The organism is Enterobacter chengduensis, assembly GCF_001984825.2.
In the GTDB taxonomy this organism is placed as follows: domain Bacteria; phylum Pseudomonadota; class Gammaproteobacteria; order Enterobacterales; family Enterobacteriaceae; genus Enterobacter; species Enterobacter chengduensis.
In genome coordinates, this window is record NZ_CP043318.1 from 3,193,259 (window position 1) to 3,212,428 (window position 19,170).

The following is a 19,170-nucleotide window of genomic DNA, read 5'->3' on the forward strand; positions in this document are numbered from 1 at the left end:
AAACGCCTCGAAAATGCCCTGTGTTACATAAATAACCTGCGGATAACCTCTGGGATGGACTCCCGATCGTAAATGAAGGCGTCAATCTCCTGCTGACTAACCGCGTAGCTGTCGGCATTAACGATTTCGTTCTGCCAGACCTGTGGGTCAGCTTTAAGGCGCCGGAAAGGGAGATCGTTGTGCAATGAAGGAACATCGCTAGAGACAATTGCTATCCCACAGGCTGCGAGCTGAACCGCCTGATAGTCATCTTTAAAACGGTTGTGGTCGCTGTTCAGCCTGAAAATAATGGCTATGTCGGCTCGCAGCTGATGCAGCTGCTCAGGTGACATCCATTCCCCGTGCCAGCGAACCGTTTCTGCGACCATAGGCAGCCACGCCGCGGGCCATGCCCCCAAAATGATCCAGTCCACCCTGGCGTGCGTGGCGGCGATAACCCGGCTAATGAATTCTCGCTCTTTTACGGATAACGCTTCCGGTATACACAATACGCGTCTGCGTTCGGACGAAGTCGGCCTCGCCTGCGACACCCATTCACGCCCCAGCAACACCGGCAGACGCGACACCGGCCTTTTTCGTTTGCTTAGCTGAGCTTCACGCTCTGCAGACCAGGTTAGCCACTGCGTCACCACACTTACCTGCTCCTGACCGTTATTGCCTGAACCGGCTGAATCCGCCAGCGCATAAATTCGCAAAGGGATAATCCGACTCACTGCCCTAAGACGTGCAGATAGCGACTTATCCGGGGCATGGCTAAGCACCACAATATTCGGTACGAGACGCAATATTTCTGGCACGGACAGATCGGAAGAATCACGTATCAGGCAGATCGCGTTATCTGTCGACAGATTCTGCAGCAGGTCGGCAATACGTTTCGAGTATTCGCAGTCCTCACCATTTTTAAGCAACAGAACCTTTGCGCGCGTCAAGGAGAGATCTTCAGGCCCGTTGGTCGTAAGAGGCCCATGGCGGAACAACGGACGTTGTAGACTGAGGTAGCGGTTATAGGCCGGATCGTCAGTGAAAATCTCTGGCATCTCGGCGAGTAATGTCTGACGTTGGGAATTCTCGCTGACGCACACCTTTTCAAGAAGCCGTGTATTGTCCGATACCACAACGCTGAATGGCGTCCAGACGGCAAGATAACCAGCACGCTTTAGCTTCAGAGGCAGAATAATATCAATCACGTGTGGGTCGTCGAATTCAGCCGACAACCCGCCGACACGCTGCCATGCTTCACGCTTGACCAGCAGGCAGTTGCTGCTCAGAATGGAATAGTTTTGTTCGCACTGGTAGCGTGACAGCTCGCCTTCTGTTTGCCAGTGTTCCCCTTGACCTACATGTCCGACCCAACCCTCACCCCCAGCGATCATACCCGCACTCAGCAACCGTTGGTCAGTGGTGATAAATTTTGGCCCTGCGCTTCCTACTTCAGGGCGAATCACATGGCTCAGCAATGTCGTCAGCCAGTTTTTCAGGACAAAAAGCGTATGGAGATCCAGAAGTAAAATAAAATCACCAGTCACATTTTGCGCCAGGCAGTTCATGCGACTTGCGTAGTTTTGCTCAGCGCCACAGACGATCGCCGTTAATGGCATCACCTCCTGCATCTGCTTGATGAGATCAATCATCTCTGCATTGGCGTTTTCAGCCACCGCCAGCAGAATCTCTTTGTTCTGCCACTCGGTATTCTTCATCAGACTCTCAACGCAGCGGATCAGTCGCGCCGGTTCATCACCCGCATCAAGCAGAATGCTGACTTTTTCACGTTCTGGCTGTGGGTAGCTAATACGCCACGTCAGATTTTTTTGCTGTACGGCGCTGGCCTGAGAAAATCCACGATGCTGCAGATAACGCTCGAGAATCTTTTCTTCTTCAAGCGCAGACGGGAAGTCAAAAACGGAGGCAGGCACCAGGGTAATAATATCCGTAATATGCCCGATACAGCCCGTACCCCATTGCAGCAGGTAATCGATCAACGCGTCAAATTCGAACGCCTGGCTGAATTCAGGGTTAAATTTACCTGCGGCAAGCCAGCTCTCGCGCCGGAACCAGACGCGTCGTAAATAACGGTGAGGCGAAGCGAGGAAAAGATCGAGATTAAAATCCGGTTTACGTATCGGAGTGATTTCACCACCACTGGCGCGTACCGCCTCATCCGTATAAATGGCCTGACATTCCCCGGCCTGCGAGAGCATATTACGCATTAACCCAATGCTTTCCGCAGTATATTCAACACCCGCATCGATGCAGTGCAGCCAGTCGAAGGCCTCTGTTTCCGCCAGCTGCCTGACAGCACTAACCCAGCTATCTACCGAAACCATGGGAATATCCATGGCCATCGCGCGATACCCTGGTTCTGGCGCAACAAGAAGAATCGTCCGTGAATCAACGCCCTGACGGGTAAGTGAGGCGACGGATGCGTCGATAGCGCTCACCTGCGCATTCAGGCACAGGATAACGTGCAGCAGACGGGTTTCTGCCGTGACCGTCGTCGGCAAAGTGCGGTGAGAAATCCAGTGGCCGAATGAGTTGCGCTCCTTTACGTCATCCTGCTGCTGCGCTTTCGCCTGGGTTAGAAACAGGAAGCGATCAAACTGGGTTTCCAGAAGTCGCCTTTTGGCCAGAACAACGTCGCGAACAATCGGTAGCCCTGCCCGAATGTGGTCCAGTGCTTCCGGTGAATCAGAGTAACCGAAACCGGCACCACCAATATCCTGTAACGACTGCTCGTTCAACGCATAATGTTCATATCCCGGAACCGACAACGAAACGACCGGGCAGCCACATAGCATGGCTAGCAGGCAGGTTCCTGATGACTCATAGGTGTAAAGCACCCGCCCGCGTTTCAGAAGCATCGCCAGCTCGCGTAATGACAAAGGATTGCGCATCGACAAAATAGTGATGTTTTCTGGCAACCCCGATAAATCAAGTGCGGATTCAGGGATCCTGTTCAGGTAGAGAAAGTCTTTATCTTTAACTGGCTGGTCATCCTGAAAGAGTGAGAGGTCATAACATTCAATCCCGAGAATATTCGGATCGGGTTCTTTGTCTGCAAACTCAGGGCGGTACCAGAAAAAGAGATCGTCAGCTCCGGCCTCAATGGCGTTTTGCATGATGACCCCTTCCCTGTTTAACATGTAGCGGACGGTTACCGGCGCAGAAAAAGGATTTCCCGTCGTTACCTCCGGGTAAACAGCAATCCAGGACCTGCCGCTGGAGATGACCTGCTCATAGGCTTCTTGCGTAAGCGCTGGCGCATTCCATTCGGGGTTGACGGTACAACCAACCATCCAGGCGCGACCACCACGCTCATTGATCATATGGCACAAGCGGTGAAGCACCTGAATACCCAACGACGACTCACGGTAGTCCGGTGCGGCAATCAGGTAGGGAGAATGAAGATCTATATGCATAGTCATTGTGCCAACCAACCTTGTTGCCAGTCATTAAGTCCATTTTCGCGCAGATACCAGTTGCGCTGTACGGCATTCCGTAGTTCATCCCCCTGGCGGATACGGTAATCCGCGTCATTGAGGTACGGCTGAATGGCTTTCATCCAGTCTTTATAACGGTTTTCAACCAGGGTGACCGGTAGCCCGCAACGGTACGGAGCAATATCCGTGGCAACGATCGGTACTCCACAGGTACCAATTTCCAGCAGCCGTAAATTACTCTTGCATTCATTGAACTGATTGATTTCCAGAGGAACCAGTGCCAGATCGAGATTCAGGCTGGCCAGCTTTTCAGGGTACATCTCGAAAGGAACGCCAGGGTGGAACTCGCAGTGGACATTACGCGGCTTCATTCCCATAAAGACCCATTCAACGTCATTCTCCAGCGCCTTGATCAGAGGTAGCAGGATTTGCAGATCCCCTGCATGGGTGCTTCCCCCCGCCCAACCAACGCGTATTTTTTTACCCACCCCCCGCTGACTCAGCAAATGTTCCCACTGGTCGGGTGCAAGGCGGTTTTGCGCAATCCGGATATCATGATGGAAACGGCTGTAGGCTTCAGCAAGCGGCGCCGTTGAGACAACAATTCTGTCTGCACTTTCGAGTATTTTCCGAAAGCTCTTCACCATGTGCTGCGGGTAATTATCGCGATTACCATTTTTTAACGGTACGTTAAGTAAGAAATCATCGTACTCAATGATAACTTTGGCATTACAGACCTCACGCAGCTGCTGAATAATATTCGGGAAACGGCTCCCGGTGAGTGACTCAAGTAAAATCACATCTGGCTGAAGTTGCGCGGCTTCCATGACGGAGGGAATGCTGTTCATCATCCCCCCCTCCAGCATATGGTGACGCTCCATGGCTTTAAACGGCTGCATAACCCGGTGATGCCCGCAGCCATTCCAGTCGACATGATGCGCCAGCACAACGGGTAAAGGACGTCCCGGCAAAGGGGTATGCAGACGCGCACTGTTTTCACTCAGGGTGAAAAGCGCGCCGGATTTTTGCATAAGCGGATGATAAGACGGATCTATGAGCAGCTCTGCCTTCCACTCGTTACGCAACTGTGCGTAGTGTTCCAGCATCGGTCGTTCAGGAACCTGGTACTTATCGGCCAGAAGGCGTGTCGCTCCGCCCATATGTTGAACGCGCGAACAGGGCGTCCAGACGTTTAAATAGCCCTGCTTTTGCAGCCTTATTCCCAGATCAACATCGGCAAAATAGACGGGATAACGTTCTTGCGTAAATCCATTAAGCGCGAAAAACACCTCTTTTCGCAGCATCATACAAGAACCGCTCACTGCCGTTACGTTATGCGGGACGCAAAGATAGTCCTGAAAACCTGAGTCAGCGCCGCCCGCGCCTGCAAAAGCAACTTCCACACCGTTTTGGACGCCGGTCAGATACCCACCATGCTGGATCCGGCCATCCTTAAACTCCAGGCGAGCCCCTACCACGCCCACCTCCGGGCGTAATGCGTGTTCCAGTAACGCGTCCAGCCACGCGCCATCAATGATTTCACAATCGTTATCAAGGAAAACGAGCACGTCTCCCCTCGCCTGCTGCGCGGCAGCGTTGCCCATTTCTGCAAAATTGAATGGGGCGTCATATCGCAATATCCGCACCTGCTCCAGCCCAAGATTCGCTAGATCGTTCAGGAACTGACAGGCATCGCTCTCTACTGACTGGTTATCAACGATCATCAGCTCGTAGCGCGCGTAGCGGGTCTTTTCCATCAGGCTTTCAATGCAGTTCTTTAGTAAAGCAAACCGATCGCGCGTGGGGATTATAATTGAGACCATCGGCTGGGCATCCCAGTGATAGCGAAGGCGCGGTAGAGCTTTAACGGCTCCGGGCTCATAGGAGGCAGAGATACCAAGTCTCGTAAGATGTGCCAGCACGCCGTTCCGATGCTGTTCCATAAGACCTGGCAGCTCAGTCCAGCGTTGCGCAGGTTCAGAATTGCAGAGCAGCACCTCAGGCACATGCGTTAAGACACTGATACCCTGCAGCTCGACCAGACGCCAGAGCAAATCGGTAAATGGCGTATAAGCAAAGAGAGGGTCTAGCCCTCCTGCGACCTTTGCCGCATGGCAATCAATGAGCAGCGCCTGTCCAACGTAAGGCTTGCTGCGCAGGAGATCGATATTAACCCCGGGGCGCAAGGTGACAACAGGTTCATCGTTTTCGGCAACCATCATTTCATCGCAATAGGCGACACTTGCCTCTGGATGATGAATTCGGTGCTCAGCGAACCGCATCAGCGCGTCATCTAACAGGGTGTAGCCCGCAGGGAGCATCAGCAGCGCCTGAGCAGGGCTGTTTTCCAGTAACGCATTAATATCGGAAACAGAATGCGCCACCTCTACAGAGATCGGCACTAGCGATTGAGCGAGCGCCGATGCATGGGTAATCTGGCACTCTTCAGTCGTTTTATTTTGCGCGAGGATAACAACACCCAGTCTGGCGCGGTCCGGAAAGGCATCAGCACAGGCACGCAAAGCCTCACGACGCGCGTTCGTGATATTTCGATCCTTTATCCAGCGGGTAATAGAGTAGTTTTCGCTCTGCTGGAGCAGCAGCGCTTTGCTGTGGAATGCCAGCGCATAGCGATCTTTTTCAGAAAGCGTGTAAGGCCTTTGCGAAACAGGAAAATCCAGCACAGCGAGAATATTCTGCTCAAGGCTCCAGCGTGATACGAACGTCTGATGATTTTTCTGCACCCATTTATTGGCATCGTCATAACCGTCGGTCAGCAGTTGAATCCACTCGTCTGCACCCGGGCAAAAACGCAAATTTACCCCAGAGAAATAGTTAGCCTCATAGTGCGCAAGATTTGTATCGTTCAAATACCCTTCAACATAGTTTCCGTGGGCTAAAAAGACCGGTACGCCGAGAACAAGCGCTTTAGGAACATACTGTTCATCCGTAATAACAACGTCATAACCCGCGAGCCACTCCGGTTCAATACGCCCGGATTGAGCACTTAAATCGAGCCATTCAATGCGTATCTGCGACTGGGCTGCGCGCTGCTGCACTTCATACATTTCAGCGGACATTTTATCCGCGATATAGAGGATCCGACGCAACGCTTGCGCCTCGCGATTAGCGTAAACGTCGCAGTAAGCGTCCGGCACGAGCCACGGCATCAGATGCAGCTTGTCTTCCTGGATCCCCGTCTGTAGCAGGATGGTCTGCGTAAACGCCGACAGGCCAAGCACTCGCGTTGCCAGAGCATTCTCAAGCCCGGCGCCCCATGGAATATAAAGATCGTTGTAATCACTGTAATGGCGGAAGATAAAAGATCCCGCCGTTTTCTGCTCATGCAGCGCTGTAAGCAGTTTCTCACTAAAAAAGCCTTTGACGACCCATATAACGTCGTAGCGTGCGGCCAGTTCTCCCGCATTCTCTGTAACAACCGTCAGGGCTCCCGTTGCCTGCAGTCTGGCCACTTCTGGCTGAAGACGCTTCCCGATAAACGAGGTACAGAGAATCACATGCCATTCCCGTCTTAGCAGGGCATCAGCGATGTCGAGCACTTCCGTGCAGGAAGCAGACCATGCGTCCAGTTTGTCCACACTTATCAGAATTTCAGGCATTTTTATCCCCAACGCCGCCACAAGGACGCCTACAGTTCTATTTTCAGTAATGCAATATTGTGAGGGATAGAAGACGGTTTAAGAGGAAAAATAGGTTGGATAATTGGGCTTAAATCTGGCGATTGGGAAATAAAAAAGGCATCCGAAGATGCCTTTTTAGCGTTATCAAAATTAACGCAGCAGGGACAGCATGGTCTGCGGAACCTGGTTGGCCTGGGCCAGTACGGAAGAGCCAGCCTGCTGCAGGATCTGCGCGCGGGACATGTTGGACACTTCGGTCGCGTAGTCGGAATCCTGAATACGGCTGCGGGCAGCGGACAGGTTGTTCACGGTGTTGTTCAGGTTGGTGATGGTGGACTCGAAACGGTTCTGAGACGCACCCAGCAGGCTGCGCTGATTGTCTACAGATTTGATTGCCGCATCGATGTCTGCCAGCGGGCTACCATCAGTAGTACCACCGGAGGTTACGGTACCGCTCAGAACGTCGAAACCTTCTGCTGCAGTAGAACGTGCATTACCGTTGATGGTCTGACCAGAGGTCACAGAGGTTGCGCCGGAGGCATTGAACAGGTTGTAGGCGTTAGAGCTGCTCAGGCTGATAGAGATGGTTTCTTGATCCTTAGAACCTACCTGGAAGCTGTAGCTGCTGGAGCCAGTGCCGGTGTTCAGCACTTTAATGCCGTTGAAGTCGGTCTGAGTCGTTACACGGTTAATTTCTTCCATACGCTGGTTAACTTCAGCCTGGATGGAGTCGATATCGGAAGCAGAGTTAGAGCTGTTCTGCGCCTGAACGGTCAGATCACGGATACGCTGCAGGTTGTTGTTGATTTCACCCAGTGCGCCTTCTGCCGTCTGTGCCAGAGAGATACCGTCGTTGGCGTTACGTGCAGCAACGGTCAGGCCGTTGATGTTAGAGGTGAAACGGTTAGCGATCGCCTGACCAGCAGCGTCGTCTTTTGCACTGTTGATGCGCAGACCGGAGGACAGACGCTCAATCGCGGTGCCCAGAGAAGACTGAGATTTGCTCAGGTTGTTCTGAGTCATCAGCGACAGAGTGTTAGTATTAATCACTGCCATGGTAAGTATCCTTTAATTGATTATGAGTTCCGGCTAGCTGCCAGAGGCTTCATCGCCTTCATAAAGGTTATCGACAGGGCATTTACAAACTTTAGATCTTTTGATGTTTTTTTCTTGCTTTATTTCACTTTGATTTTAAACGAAAAAAGCGCCGACATGCGGCGCTTTTTGTCTGTCATAACGGCGATTAACGCAGAAGGGACAGCATGGTCTGCGGAACCTGGTTGGCCTGAGCCAGTACGGAAGAGCCAGCCTGCTGCAGGATCTGCGCGCGGGACATGTTGGACACTTCGGTCGCGTAGTCGGAATCCTGGATACGGCTGCGGGCAGCGGACAGGTTGTTCACGGTGTTGTTCAGGTTGGTGATGGTGGACTCGAAACGGTTCTGAGACGCACCCAGCAGGCTGCGCTGGTTGTCTACAGATTTGATTGCCTTATCGATGTCTGCCAGTGGGGTAGAACCTGAGGCTGTACCACCAGTACCACCCGTTACCGCTCCGTGCAGAACGTCGAAACCTTCTGCCGCAGTCGTACGCTGGTTACCGTTAACAACATCACCCGTTGTCATCGCTTTGGTGTTCAGCGTCGCGCCAGTGTTACCAGCAGCAGCCAGGTTGAAGCTATCGCTAGAACTCAGAGTGATACCGATAGTTTCGTTATCTTTAGAGCCAACCTGGAAGTTGTAGGTGCTTGAACCAGTGCCGGTATCCAGAACTTTGATACCGTTGAAGTCGGTCTGCTTGGTCACACGGTTCACTTCTTCCATACGCTGGTTAACTTCAGCCTGGATGGAGTCGATGTCGGAAGCAGAGTTAGAGCTGTTCTGCGCCTGAACGGTCAGATCACGGATACGCTGCAGGTTGTTGTTGATTTCACCCAGTGCGCCTTCTGCCGTCTGTGCCAGAGAGATACCGTCGTTGGCGTTACGTGCAGCAACGGTCAGACCGTTGATGTTAGAGGTGAAACGGTTAGCGATTGCCTGACCAGCAGCATCATCCTTCGCGCTGTTGATACGCAGACCGGAGGACAGACGCTCGATCGCGGTGCCCAGAGAAGACTGAGATTTGCTCAGGTTGTTCTGAGTCATCAGAGACAGGGTGTTAGTATTAATAACAGCCATGATGTATTCCTTTGAAAAAGTTGTCAGATTTAGGCATCTACCTACGGCTTTCTCACCGTCAATCAGGTTATCGACCGCCCTTTCTCAAGCTTTAGGAAAAAAAATCATTTTTTTAAACCTGTAAACTGCCTGAATTTCTCCTGCTTTATTTACGCATTGTTTTTTTTAAAAACCGCTAATCTTTTTCTCGTTTCTGCCGATAGACCATCCAGCGATTGTCTTAATAAAGGATGAAAAAATGGCAAGTATTAGTTCACTCGGCGCAGGTACTTCACTGGATCTCAATACGTTGTATGACAATTTACAGACAGCTGAGCAAACCAAGCTAACGCCTATCACTACCCAGCAAACGTCATATAAAGCCAAGCTGACAGCATGGGGAGTGGTGCAGACAGCACTCACTAAATTACAGACTGCTTCAGATGCGTTAAAAAATACCTCTGCTATTGCACAATCAAAAGTTTCAAGCACTAACACGGCGTTTAGTACGACGCTTGCCAGCAGCGCAGCGGCGGGCTCTTATTCCGTAGAAGTGACGCAGCTGGCGGCAGCGCAGTCACTGTTGAGCCCAAAAGTCGGCAGCAAGGATACCGAACTCGGCGACAGCAGCATGAGCACGCGCACCCTTACAATCACTCAGCCGGGGCAGAAAGATCCGTTAACGATCACTCTGGCGAGCGATAAGACCAGCCTTGCCGACGTGCGTGACGCTATTAACGCGAAGCAGGGAAGCGTAAGCGCCAGCATCATCAAAGCGGATGACAACAGCTATTACCTGGCGCTGACTTCCCGTGATACGGGTACAGCAAACGAGATGACTATTACGACGGATGATAGTCAACTGGCGAAATACATCAGCTACGACCCATCCAGCGCCACTAACGTGATGAGTGAACAGGTCCCCGCTGCCGACGCTAAAGTCAATATCAACGGTATCGAAATCGTTCGTAGCAGTAATGCCATCACTGATGCACCTGAGGGCGTTACCTTAAACCTGACGAAGACCAATAAAGGCAGCCCGGAAACATTGTCAATTGTCAAAGACAACCAGCCAATGACCGATGCCATTCAGGCTTTTGTGGATGCGTATAACTCTCTGCAGACCACCATCGCCAATCAAACGAAATATACGGCGGTCGATCAGGGAAGCACCAACCAGGACAGCAGCAACGGCGATCTGTTGGGTGACGGAACGCTGCGTAATATCCAGACCCGCCTACGCTCTATGATTTCTGCCAGTCAGGGCTCAGGGGATCTGGCCACTTTATCGCAGCTGGGGATTACGCAGGACACCTCCGGTAAGCTGACGGTGGACAGTACCAAACTCACCAAGGCACTGAACGAAAAATCGGTTGACGTCGTCGCGTTCCTTTCCGGCGATGGAAAAACTACCGGATTTGCCACCCAGACCAGCAGTCTGCTGAAAGACATGCTCGGAACTGATGGTTCAGTACAGAATGCCACCGCTGGCATTAACAAGACACTGAAACAACTGTCGGACGAATACGACCGCGTAAACGCGCAGATCACTGCCACCATGGCGCGTTACAAAACACAATTTACCAGCCTGAGCCAGCTTGTTTCACAGATGGATCAGACCGGGAGTTATCTGACCCAACAGTTCAACGCCATGAACCGTTAATAAATGATGAATTGAGGTTTTACCATGTATACAAAATCGGGAATTCAGGCATATGCTCAGGTCGGCGTTGAATCAGCGGTTCTGAGTGCCAGCCCACATCAACTGGTTGTGCTTCTTTTTGATGGCGCATTAAGCGCGATGAAGAAAGCCATCATTTTGATTGAACAAGGTGATATTCCCGGTAAAGGGCAGGCCATAAGTAAAGCAATCAATATTATCAGCAACGGTTTGCAGTCAGGTCTAAACCACGAGGTAGGTGGCGACCTGGCGGCAAATCTTGATAGTCTTTATGACTATATGACCAGGCGTCTTTTACAGGCTAATCTTCATAACGACATTAATGCCATTAATGAAGTAATGGAGTTACTCAATAACATTGCTGATGCCTGGAAAGAGATAGGCCCTCATTCTCAAAACATGTGGGACAATTACTAATGGACGTCCATTTCGGCTTGCTCCAGCATTATCAGCAGTTATTAACAACCAGTAACACGATGCTTGTTCTTACCCAGGCAGGGCGCTGGGATGAGCTTATCGCGTACGAAGTTGACTACCTGACATCAGTTGAAAAACTTACCATGTTCCAGGACGCCAGCGAAATTCCGCCTCATATTCAGGCGCAAATACGCCCTATTCTGAGAAAAATACTCGATAATGAAGTCGAGTTGAAAACCTTGCTGCACCAGCGTATGGAAGAACTGAAAGCACTGGTTGGGCAGACATCGAGACAACATAATCTGAACTCAACTTATGGACGTTTATCAGGAAATGTTCTCTTTCCTTCAGATCTCTAGTCTGGATAGGGTCTTTTGCGGATGAATATTATTTTGTGATTTCATCCGCGTTTTATCCCCATTTCGCCCATACTCACTGTGTTCTCAAAACGGAGCACGGACGATGAAAAACCCCACCCTGTTACAATGTTTTCACTGGTATTACCCTGCTGGCGGTGAATTGTGGCGAGAGGTCACGGCGTTAGCCCCCAATCTTAATGAAATCGGCATCAACATGATCTGGCTGCCGCCCGCCTACAAAGGCGCGTCCGGCGGGTATTCTGTTGGCTATGATTCTTACGACCTGTTCGATCTCGGCGAGTTTGATCAAAAGGGCAGTATTGCCACCAAATACGGCGATAAAGCGCAGCTGCTGGAAGCTATCGACGCCCTCAAAAGCAACGACATAGCCGTGCTGCTGGACGTGGTGGTCAACCACAAAATGGGCGCCGACGAAAAAGAGCCCGTGCGCGTACAGCGCGTAAATCAGCAGGACCGCACGCAAATTGATGACGAAGTCATCGAGTGTGAAGCCTGGACCCGCTACACCTTCCCCGTCAGGGCCGGACAGTACTCCCAGTTCATCTGGGATTACAAATGCTTCAGCGGCGTCGACCATATTGAAAACCCCGATGAAGACGGCATCTTCAAAATCGTCAATGACTACACCGGCGAAGGCTGGAACGATCAGGTTGATGACGAGATGGGCAACTTCGATTATCTGATGGGCGAAAATATCGACTTTCGCAACCACGCCGTGACCGAAGAGATCAAATACTGGGCCCGGTGGGTGATGGAACAGACGGGCTGCAGCGGTTTTCGTCTGGACGCGGTGAAACACATTCCCGCCTGGTTTTACAAAGAGTGGATTGAGCACGTCCAGGAGGTCGCCGACCAGCCGCTGTTTATCGTGGCAGAATACTGGTCCCATGAGGTGGATAAACTTCAGGCCTACATTGACCAGGTCGACGGCAAAACCATGCTCTTTGATGCCCCCCTGCAGATGAAATTCCACGAGGCGTCGCGCCAGGGGCGGGATTACGACATGAGCCAAATCTTCACCGGCACCCTGGTGGAAGCCGATCCGTTTCATGCGGTAACGCTCGTCGCCAACCATGACACCCAGCCCTTGCAGGCGCTGGAGGCCCCGGTCGAAGCCTGGTTCAAACCGCTGGCCTACGCGCTGATCCTGCTGCGGGAAAATGGCGTACCGAGCGTCTTTTATCCGGATCTCTTCGGTGCCAGCTATGACGATACGGGAGGCGACGGTGAAACGTATCATATTGACATGCCGGTTATTGAGCAGCTCCACGAGCTGATCCTCGCCCGCCAGCGCTTCGCCCACGGCGTGCAGACGCTGTTTTTTGATCACCCTAACTGCATCGCCTTCAGCCGCAGCGGCACGGATGACGATCCCGGGTGCGTGGTGGTGCTGTCGAACGGTGACGACGGTGAGAAGGTGATTTGCCTGGGGGAAAACTACGGCAACAAAACGTGGCGGGATTTTCTCGGCAATCGCGACGAAACGGTCACCACGGCGGCGGATGGTGAGGGGACCTTCACCTGCAATGGGGGAAGCGTCAGCGTGTGGGTTATTGAGGATGCGCTGTAGAACGGGAAACGTGCGGCCTGATGCCCTCACCCCGTCCCTCTCCCACAGGGAGAGGGCGCAAACACCAAAAACGGCAACGAAGTTGCCGTTTTGCTTTTACCCTTAGGGCAGCTTGCTCTCCAGCGGATTCTTGCTCAGGTAATCCGCGCACTCGACCGTTGGGCGATCGACCTTCTGCAGCTCCAGCCCGTCGTACTCGAGCGTCGCGCCATCGCGCTCCAGCGGGTAGATATCCAGCTTGCGCGTGACGTTGTAATAACTGTCTGAACGCAGCATGATTTTACCCGGCACGGCAATCACGCGCTGCCACTGGCGGCAGTCCAGCGTGTCGCCCTCTTCCGTCACCACCAGCGTGGCAATCGCTTCCGGGCTGACCAGGTTGCTCTGCGGCCCTTTCGACTGCCAGTATCCGGCCAGGTTTGCCGGGACAGGATGCTTGATCACGTCGTTATAGTTATCCACCTGAACGCACCCGGTCAGTGCCAGCAGCGCGCCAGCAATTGCTATTTTTTTCATCATCTTTCCTGCATTCGAAGAAAAAAATATTGTGGCATTAAAGCGCTGCGGCTGCCAGCGAAGATCGACAGGTCTTAAACCTGCATCCCCATCACTTCCTGATAGGCAGAGACCAGCTTGTTACGCACCTGGATCCCCATCTGCAGGGAAACCGAGGCTTTTTGCAAATCGGTCATCACATCATTCAGCGCCACGCCCGGCTCGCCGAGGGTGAACTTCTCTGCCTGCGTGCGCGCGGCGGTCTGGGTATCGCTGATACGGTCAAGCGCGGCATGCAGCTGCCCTGCAAAGCTGATGCTCGGCGGCTGATCTGCCACATTCTGATTACGGGCCGTCATCGCCGTTGCCTGCAGCTGACTGATTACCCCTTCGATGCCCTGTATAGCCATGACTCTCCCCTGGATGGTTTTTTACGCGGTCAAGACTAACAGCTTGTCAATAAGATAATGGCGGTAAATAGCGTGAAAAAACCAGGTTATTTGACGCATAGAAAATCACGAATCATCAAATAATGGCAGGGCCATCAATATGGAACTTTTGTCGTGTTTGCCGACCCGGGAGTCAGTTTTGTTTCTCTACACGAATAACGTAAACCACCAGGATTTAAGAGGTGCGCAATGAGTGCAACAGCATCGACAGCGCCGCAGAATAAATCACTCGAGTGGATGAACCGCCTTCGCGCGAATCCTAAAATCCCGTTGATCGTGGCAGGCGCTGCCGCAATTGCGATCCTTGTAGCGATGGTTCTGTGGGCGAAAAGCCCTGACTACCGGACGCTCTACAGCAACCTTTCCGATCAGGATGGCGGCGCCATCGTCACCCAGCTGACCCAGATGAACATCCCCTATCGCTTTGCCGATAACGGCGGCGCGCTTGAGGTTCCGGCAGATAAGGTGCATGAGCTGCGCCTGCGTCTGGCACAGCAGGGGCTGCCTAAAGGCGGTGCCGTTGGCTTTGAGCTGCTGGATCAGGAAAAATTCGGTATTAGCCAGTTCAGCGAGCAGGTGAACTACCAGCGTGCGCTGGAAGGTGAGCTGGCCCGCACCATTGAAACACTCGGCCCGGTGAAGAGTGCCCGCGTGCACCTCGCGATGCCTAAACCCTCTCTATTTGTTCGTGAACAGAAATCACCGTCGGCTTCCGTAACCGTTAACCTGCAGCCTGGCCGCGCGCTGGACGAAGGGCAAATCAGCGCGGTAACGCATCTCGTCTCCAGCGCCGTGGCCGGTCTGCCGCCGGGTAACGTGACGCTGGTTGACCAGAGCGGTCACCTGCTGACGCAGTCCAATACCGCCGGTCGCGACCTGAACGATGCGCAGCTGAAATACGCCGCCGATGTCGAAAACCGCCTCCAGCGCCGCATTGAAGCCATTCTCGGCCCGGTAGTGGGCAACAGCAACGTGCACGCGCAGGTCACCGCGCAGATCGACTTCGCGAATAAAGAACAAACCGAAGAGCAATACACCCCGAACGGCGACCCGGCTCAGGCGGTGATGCGTTCACGTCAGATCAATTCGAACGAACAGGTCGGCGGTGCATACCCGGGCGGCGTACCGGGCGCGCTCTCTAACCAGCCTGCCCCGGCAAACGCGGCACCGATCTCAACGCCGCCGGCCAATCAGCAGAACGGTCAGCAAAATAACCAGCAGACCACCTCAACGGCGAATAACAGCGGTCCGCGTACCAGCAGCCGCAATGAAACCACGAACTACGAGGTGGATAGGACGATTCGCCACACTAAACTGAACGTGGGCGATATTCAGCGTCTTTCAGTGGCGGTAGTGGTGAACTACAAAACGCTGGCGGATGGCAAACCGCTGCCGTTGACCGCCGAGCAGATGAAGCAGATTGAAAACCTGACGCGTGAAGCGATGGGTTACTCCGAGAAGCGCGGCGATACCCTCAACGTGGTGAACTCGCCGTTCAACGCGGTTGAAGAGACCGGCGGTGAACTGCCGTTCTGGCAACAGCAGGCGTTTATCGACCAGCTGCTGTCCGCAGGACGCTGGCTGCTGGTGCTGATCGTCGCGTGGCTGCTGTGGCGTAAGGGCGTTCGTCCGCAGCTCCAGCGCCGTGCGGAAGCCGAAAAAGCGGCGCGCGAACAGATGAATACGCGTCAGGAAACGGAAGAAGCGGTTGAAGTTCGCCTCAGCAAAGATGAACAGATGCAGCAGCGTCGTGCTAACCAGCGCATGGGCGCTGAGGTCATGAGCCAGCGCATTCGCGAAATGTCAGATAACGATCCGCGCGTCGTGGCGCTGGTCATCCGCCAGTGGATGGGTAACGAACATGAGTAATACGCTTACGGGCACCGATAAAAGCGTCATCCTGCTGATGACCATTGGCGAAGATCGCGCGGCAGAGGTGTTTAAACACCTCTCCCAGCGAGAAGTGCAAATTCTCAGTGCGGCCATGGCCAACGTGCGTCAAATCTCCAACAAGCAGCTGACCGAAGTGCTGTCGGAATTTGAGCAGGAAGCCGAACAGTTTGCCGCGCTGAACGTCAACGCCAACGACTACCTGCGCTCCGTGCTGGTCAAGGCGCTGGGCGAAGAGCGTGCCGCCAGCCTGCTGGAAGACATTCTGGAAACGCGCGATACCGCCAGCGGGATCGAAACGCTCAACTTTATGGAGCCGCAGAGTGCCGCCGACCTTATTCGCGACGAGCACCCGCAGATTATCGCCACCATCCTGGTTCACCTCAAACGTGGTCAGGCGGCCGATATCCTGGCCCTGTTCGAAGAGCGCCTGCGCCACGACGTGATGCTGCGTATTGCCACCTTCGGCGGCGTCCAGCCGGCCGCGCTGGCGGAGCTGACCGAAGTGCTGAACAACCTGCTCGACGGCCAGAACCTCAAGCGCAGCAAAATGGGCGGCGTGAGAACGGCGGCGGAAATCATCAACCTGATGAAAACCCAGCAGGAAGAGGCCGTTATTACCGCAGTTCGCGAATTCGACGGCGAGCTGGCGCAGAAAATCATCGACGAGATGTTCCTGTTCGAAAACCTCGTGGAAGTGGACGATCGCAGCATCCAGCGCCTGCTCCAGGAAGTGGATTCCGAGTCGCTGCTTATCGCCCTCAAAGGTGCCGAGCAGCCGCTGCGCGAGAAGTTCCTGCGCAACATGTCCCAGCGTGCGGCAGATATCCTGCGCGACGACCTTGCCAACCGCGGCCCGGTTCGTCTGTCTCAGGTGGAAAACGAACAGAAAGCCATTCTGCTTATTGTTCGTCGCCTGGCGGAAACCGGCGAGATGGTGATTGGCAGCGGAGACGACACCTATGTCTAACGAGCTGCCGTGGAAGCGCTGGACGCCGGACGATCTGGCCCCTCCCCTTTCAGAGTTCACGCCAGCCGTGATGCCGACCGACGCGCCTGACGCTGACGTCGAGCAGCCCGAGCTGAGCGAAGAGGAACAGCAGGCACAGATGCTGGCTCAGCTGCAAATGCAGGCGCACGAGCAGGGCTACAGTGCCGGTCTGAACGAAGGCCGGCAGAAAGGCCACGAGCAGGGGTACCAGGAAGGTCTGGCGAAAGGGTTAGAGCACGGTATCGATCAGGCGCGGCAGCAGCAGGCGCCGCTCCATGCCCGCATGCAGCAGCTGGTCAGCGAGTTTCAGCACACGCTGGACGCGCTGGACAGCGTGATCGCCTCGCGGCTGATGCAGATGGCGCTGGAAGCCGCGCGCCAGGTTATCGGCCAGACGCCCGTGGTGGACAACACGGCGCTGATCAAACAAATTCAGGGTCTGCTGCAGCAGGAGCCGCTGTTCAGCGGCAAGCCGCAGCTGCGCGTCCATCCGGACGATCTGCAGCGCGTGGAAGAGAGCCTGGGCGCAACGCTTAGCCTGCACGGCTGGCGCCTGCGCGGCGACCCGTCGTTACACCACGGCGGCTGCAAAGTCTCTGCGGATGAAGGCGATCTGGATGCCAGCGTCGCCACCCGCTGGCAGGAGCTGTGCCGCCTGGCGGCACCGGGAGTGGTCTGATGACCGCGCGCCTCACCCGCTGGCTCACCACGCTCGACAACTTCGAGACGAAGATGACGCAACTGCCCTCCGTTCGTCGCTATGGGCGACTGACGCGCGCCACCGGCCTGGTGCTCGAAGCCACCGGCCTGCAGCTGCCGCTGGGGGCAACCTGCGTCATTGAGCGTCAGGACGGGCAGGAAACGCGTGAAGTCGAAAGCGAAGTGGTCGGCTTTAACGGCCAGCGCCTGTTCCTGATGCCGCTTGAAGAGGTGGAAGGCATTCTGCCCGGCGCCCGCGTCTATGCGAAAAACATCAGTGGCGACGGCCTGCAAAGCGGGAAACAGCTGCCGCTTGGTCCTGCCCTGCTGGGCCGCGTGCTGGACGGCAGCGGTAAACCCCTCGACGGGCTCCCTTCCCCGGACACCACCGAAACCGGCGCGCTGATCACCCAGCCGTTTAACCCCCTGCAGCGTACCCCTATCGAGCATGTGCTGGACACCGGCGTGCGTCCGATTAACGCCCTGCTGACCGTGGGACGCGGACAGCGTATGGGCCTCTTCGCCGGTTCCGGCGTCGGTAAATCCGTCCTGCTCGGTATGATGGCGCGCTACACCCAGGCCGACGTTATCGTCGTGGGGCTGATCGGCGAGCGCGGTCGCGAAGTAAAAGATTTTATTGAAAATATTCTGGGTGCGGAAGGCCGCGCCCGCTCGGTGGTGATAGCCGCCCCGGCGGACGTATCGCCCCTGCTGCGTATGCAGGGTGCCGCCTACGCCACCCGCATCGCCGAAGATTTCCGCGACCGCGGGAAGCACGTGCTGCTGATCATGGACTCCCTCACCCGCTACGCGATGGCGCAGCGTGAAATCGCGCTGGCCATCGGCGAGCCACCGGCCACCAAAGGCTATCCGCCTTCGGTCTTCGCCAAGCTCCCGGCCCTGGTAGAACGCGCGGGGAACGGCATCAGCGGCGGCGGCTCCATCACCGCATTTTATACGGTGCTGACGGAAGGCGATGACCAGCAGGATCCGATCGCCGACTCCGCGCGCGCCATTCTTGACGGCCATATCGTGCTGTCGCGTCGTCTGGCCGAAGCCGGGCACTATCCGGCGATTGATATTGAAGCCTCTATCAGCCGCGCAATGACGGCGCTGATAACCGAGAAGCACTACGCCCGCGTGCGTAACTTTAAACAACTCCTCTCCAGCTTCCAGCGCAACCGCGATCTGGTCAGCGTCGGGGCTTATGCCAAAGGCAGCGACCCGATGCTCGACAAGGCGATTACCCTGTGGCCGCAGCTGGAGGCATTTTTGCAACAAGGCATTTTTGAACGCGCCGACTGGGAAGATTCAATTCAGGCACTGGAGCTGATTTTCCCGCAGGTGTAACACAGGTGGAGGGCG

The 19,170-nt window shown here is 54.5% G+C and carries 14 protein-coding genes; 8 read left to right on the forward strand and 6 right to left on the reverse strand.

The features are described from left to right. Nucleotides 1-23: 23 nt before the first annotated feature. The 4 genes from FY206_RS15575 to FY206_RS15590 all read right to left on the reverse strand — a co-directional run bounded on the left by FY206_RS15575 (nt 24) and on the right by FY206_RS15590 (nt 9,254). Nucleotides 24-3,422 (reverse strand): glycosyltransferase family 2 protein, encoded by a 3,399-nt coding sequence (locus FY206_RS15575; protein WP_120286688.1) that lies wholly within the window; start codon nt 3,420-3,422, stop codon nt 24-26. Continuing rightward, nucleotides 3,419-7,057, reverse strand: a complete 3,639-nt coding sequence (locus FY206_RS15580) for a glycosyltransferase (protein WP_032641408.1) — start codon at nt 7,055-7,057, stop codon at nt 3,419-3,421. Before FY206_RS15580 ends, FY206_RS15575 begins: the two co-directional genes overlap by 4 nt. A gap of 171 nt (nt 7,058-7,228) precedes the next feature. Next, nucleotides 7,229-8,134 (reverse strand): flagellin N-terminal helical domain-containing protein, encoded by a 906-nt coding sequence (locus tag FY206_RS15585; RefSeq protein WP_032641412.1) that lies wholly within the window; start codon nt 8,132-8,134, stop codon nt 7,229-7,231. Nucleotides 8,135-8,321: 187 nt separating this feature from the next. Further along, nucleotides 8,322-9,254, reverse strand: a complete 933-nt coding sequence (locus FY206_RS15590) for a flagellin N-terminal helical domain-containing protein (protein WP_032641410.1) — start codon at nt 9,252-9,254, stop codon at nt 8,322-8,324. 238 nt (nt 9,255-9,492) lie between these two features. On the opposite strand from FY206_RS15590, the gene fliD reads away from it, so the two are divergent. The 4 genes from fliD (at nt 9,493) to amyA (ending at nt 13,281) form a co-directional block, all read left to right on the forward strand. Further along, the gene (gene fliD / locus FY206_RS15595) at nt 9,493-10,896 is read left to right on the forward strand and encodes a flagellar filament capping protein FliD (protein ID WP_032641414.1); all 1,404 of its coding nucleotides are present in this window, start codon (nt 9,493-9,495) and stop codon (nt 10,894-10,896) included. A 24-nt stretch (nt 10,897-10,920) separates the two neighbouring features. After that, on the forward strand, nt 10,921-11,331 hold the full coding sequence (gene fliS / locus FY206_RS15600; RefSeq protein ID WP_032641416.1) for a flagellar export chaperone FliS: 411 nt from the start codon (nt 10,921-10,923) through the stop codon (nt 11,329-11,331). Further along, nucleotides 11,331-11,690: a flagella biosynthesis regulatory protein FliT gene (gene fliT, locus FY206_RS15605; protein ID WP_032641418.1), complete on the forward strand. Its 360-nt coding sequence runs from the start codon at nt 11,331-11,333 to the stop codon at nt 11,688-11,690. The genes fliS and fliT overlap by 1 nt, the downstream gene beginning before the upstream one ends. Nucleotides 11,691-11,793: 103 nt before the next feature. Next, nucleotides 11,794-13,281 carry an alpha-amylase gene (gene amyA, locus FY206_RS15610; protein WP_032641420.1) on the forward strand — a complete coding sequence of 496 codons (1,488 nt, stop codon included), beginning with the start codon at nt 11,794-11,796 and terminating at the stop codon, nt 13,279-13,281. Nucleotides 13,282-13,383: 102 nt separating this feature from the next. Here amyA and yedD read toward each other — a convergent pair whose 3' ends face one another. After that, on the reverse strand, nt 13,384-13,797 hold the full coding sequence (gene yedD / locus FY206_RS15615) for a lipoprotein YedD (RefSeq protein ID WP_032641423.1): 414 nt from the start codon (nt 13,795-13,797) through the stop codon (nt 13,384-13,386). A 74-nt stretch (nt 13,798-13,871) separates the two neighbouring features. Continuing rightward, nucleotides 13,872-14,186 carry a flagellar hook-basal body complex protein FliE gene (fliE, locus tag FY206_RS15620; RefSeq protein ID WP_032641425.1) on the reverse strand — a complete coding sequence of 105 codons (315 nt, stop codon included), beginning with the start codon at nt 14,184-14,186 and terminating at the stop codon, nt 13,872-13,874. Nucleotides 14,187-14,414: 228 nt separating this feature from the next. On the opposite strand from fliE, the gene fliF reads away from it, so the two are divergent. Genes fliF through fliI form a run of 4 tightly spaced genes read left to right on the forward strand, consistent with a single transcriptional unit; the run spans nt 14,415 to nt 19,155 of the window. After that, nucleotides 14,415-16,094 carry a flagellar basal-body MS-ring/collar protein FliF gene (gene fliF, locus FY206_RS15625; protein ID WP_032641427.1) on the forward strand — a complete coding sequence of 560 codons (1,680 nt, stop codon included), beginning with the start codon at nt 14,415-14,417 and terminating at the stop codon, nt 16,092-16,094. Then, nucleotides 16,087-17,085 (forward strand): flagellar motor switch protein FliG, encoded by a 999-nt coding sequence (gene fliG / locus FY206_RS15630; RefSeq protein ID WP_008500327.1) that lies wholly within the window; start codon nt 16,087-16,089, stop codon nt 17,083-17,085. Before fliF ends, fliG begins: the two co-directional genes overlap by 8 nt. Then, entirely contained in the window at nt 17,078-17,785 is a 708-nt protein-coding gene (gene fliH / locus FY206_RS15635; protein WP_032641429.1) for a flagellar assembly protein FliH, read from the forward strand. Before fliG ends, fliH begins: the two co-directional genes overlap by 8 nt. After that, nucleotides 17,785-19,155, forward strand: coding sequence for a flagellar protein export ATPase FliI (gene fliI, locus FY206_RS15640; protein ID WP_032641431.1), 1,371 nt, complete (start codon nt 17,785-17,787; stop codon nt 19,153-19,155). Before fliH ends, fliI begins: the two co-directional genes overlap by 1 nt. Nucleotides 19,156-19,170: the final 15 nt, after the last annotated feature.

Excerpts from the sequence above, each read along its gene's own strand:
- FY206_RS15580 (WP_032641408.1), bottom strand. The coding sequence starts at position 7,057 with ATGCCTGAAATTCTGATAAGTGTGGACAAACTGGACGCATGGTCTGCT.
- fliG (WP_008500327.1), top strand. The coding sequence starts at position 16,087 with ATGAGTAATACGCTTACGGGCACCGATAAAAGCGTCATCCTGCTGATG.
- yedD (WP_032641423.1), bottom strand. The coding sequence starts at position 13,797 with ATGAAAAAAATAGCAATTGCTGGCGCGCTGCTGGCACTGACCGGGTGC.
- FY206_RS15575 (WP_120286688.1), bottom strand. The coding sequence starts at position 3,422 with ATGACTATGCATATAGATCTTCATTCTCCCTACCTGATTGCCGCACCG.
- fliD (WP_032641414.1), top strand. The coding sequence starts at position 9,493 with ATGGCAAGTATTAGTTCACTCGGCGCAGGTACTTCACTGGATCTCAAT.
- FY206_RS15590 (WP_032641410.1), bottom strand. The coding sequence starts at position 9,254 with ATGGCTGTTATTAATACTAACACCCTGTCTCTGATGACTCAGAACAAC.
- fliH (WP_032641429.1), top strand. The coding sequence starts at position 17,078 with ATGTCTAACGAGCTGCCGTGGAAGCGCTGGACGCCGGACGATCTGGCC.
- fliI (WP_032641431.1), top strand. The coding sequence starts at position 17,785 with ATGACCGCGCGCCTCACCCGCTGGCTCACCACGCTCGACAACTTCGAG.
- fliS (WP_032641416.1), top strand. The coding sequence starts at position 10,921 with ATGTATACAAAATCGGGAATTCAGGCATATGCTCAGGTCGGCGTTGAA.
- FY206_RS15585 (WP_032641412.1), bottom strand. The coding sequence starts at position 8,134 with ATGGCAGTGATTAATACTAACACTCTGTCGCTGATGACTCAGAACAAC.
- fliT (WP_032641418.1), top strand. The coding sequence starts at position 11,331 with ATGGACGTCCATTTCGGCTTGCTCCAGCATTATCAGCAGTTATTAACA.
- fliE (WP_032641425.1), bottom strand. The coding sequence starts at position 14,186 with ATGGCTATACAGGGCATCGAAGGGGTAATCAGTCAGCTGCAGGCAACG.
- fliF (WP_032641427.1), top strand. The coding sequence starts at position 14,415 with ATGAGTGCAACAGCATCGACAGCGCCGCAGAATAAATCACTCGAGTGG.
- amyA (WP_032641420.1), top strand. The coding sequence starts at position 11,794 with ATGAAAAACCCCACCCTGTTACAATGTTTTCACTGGTATTACCCTGCT.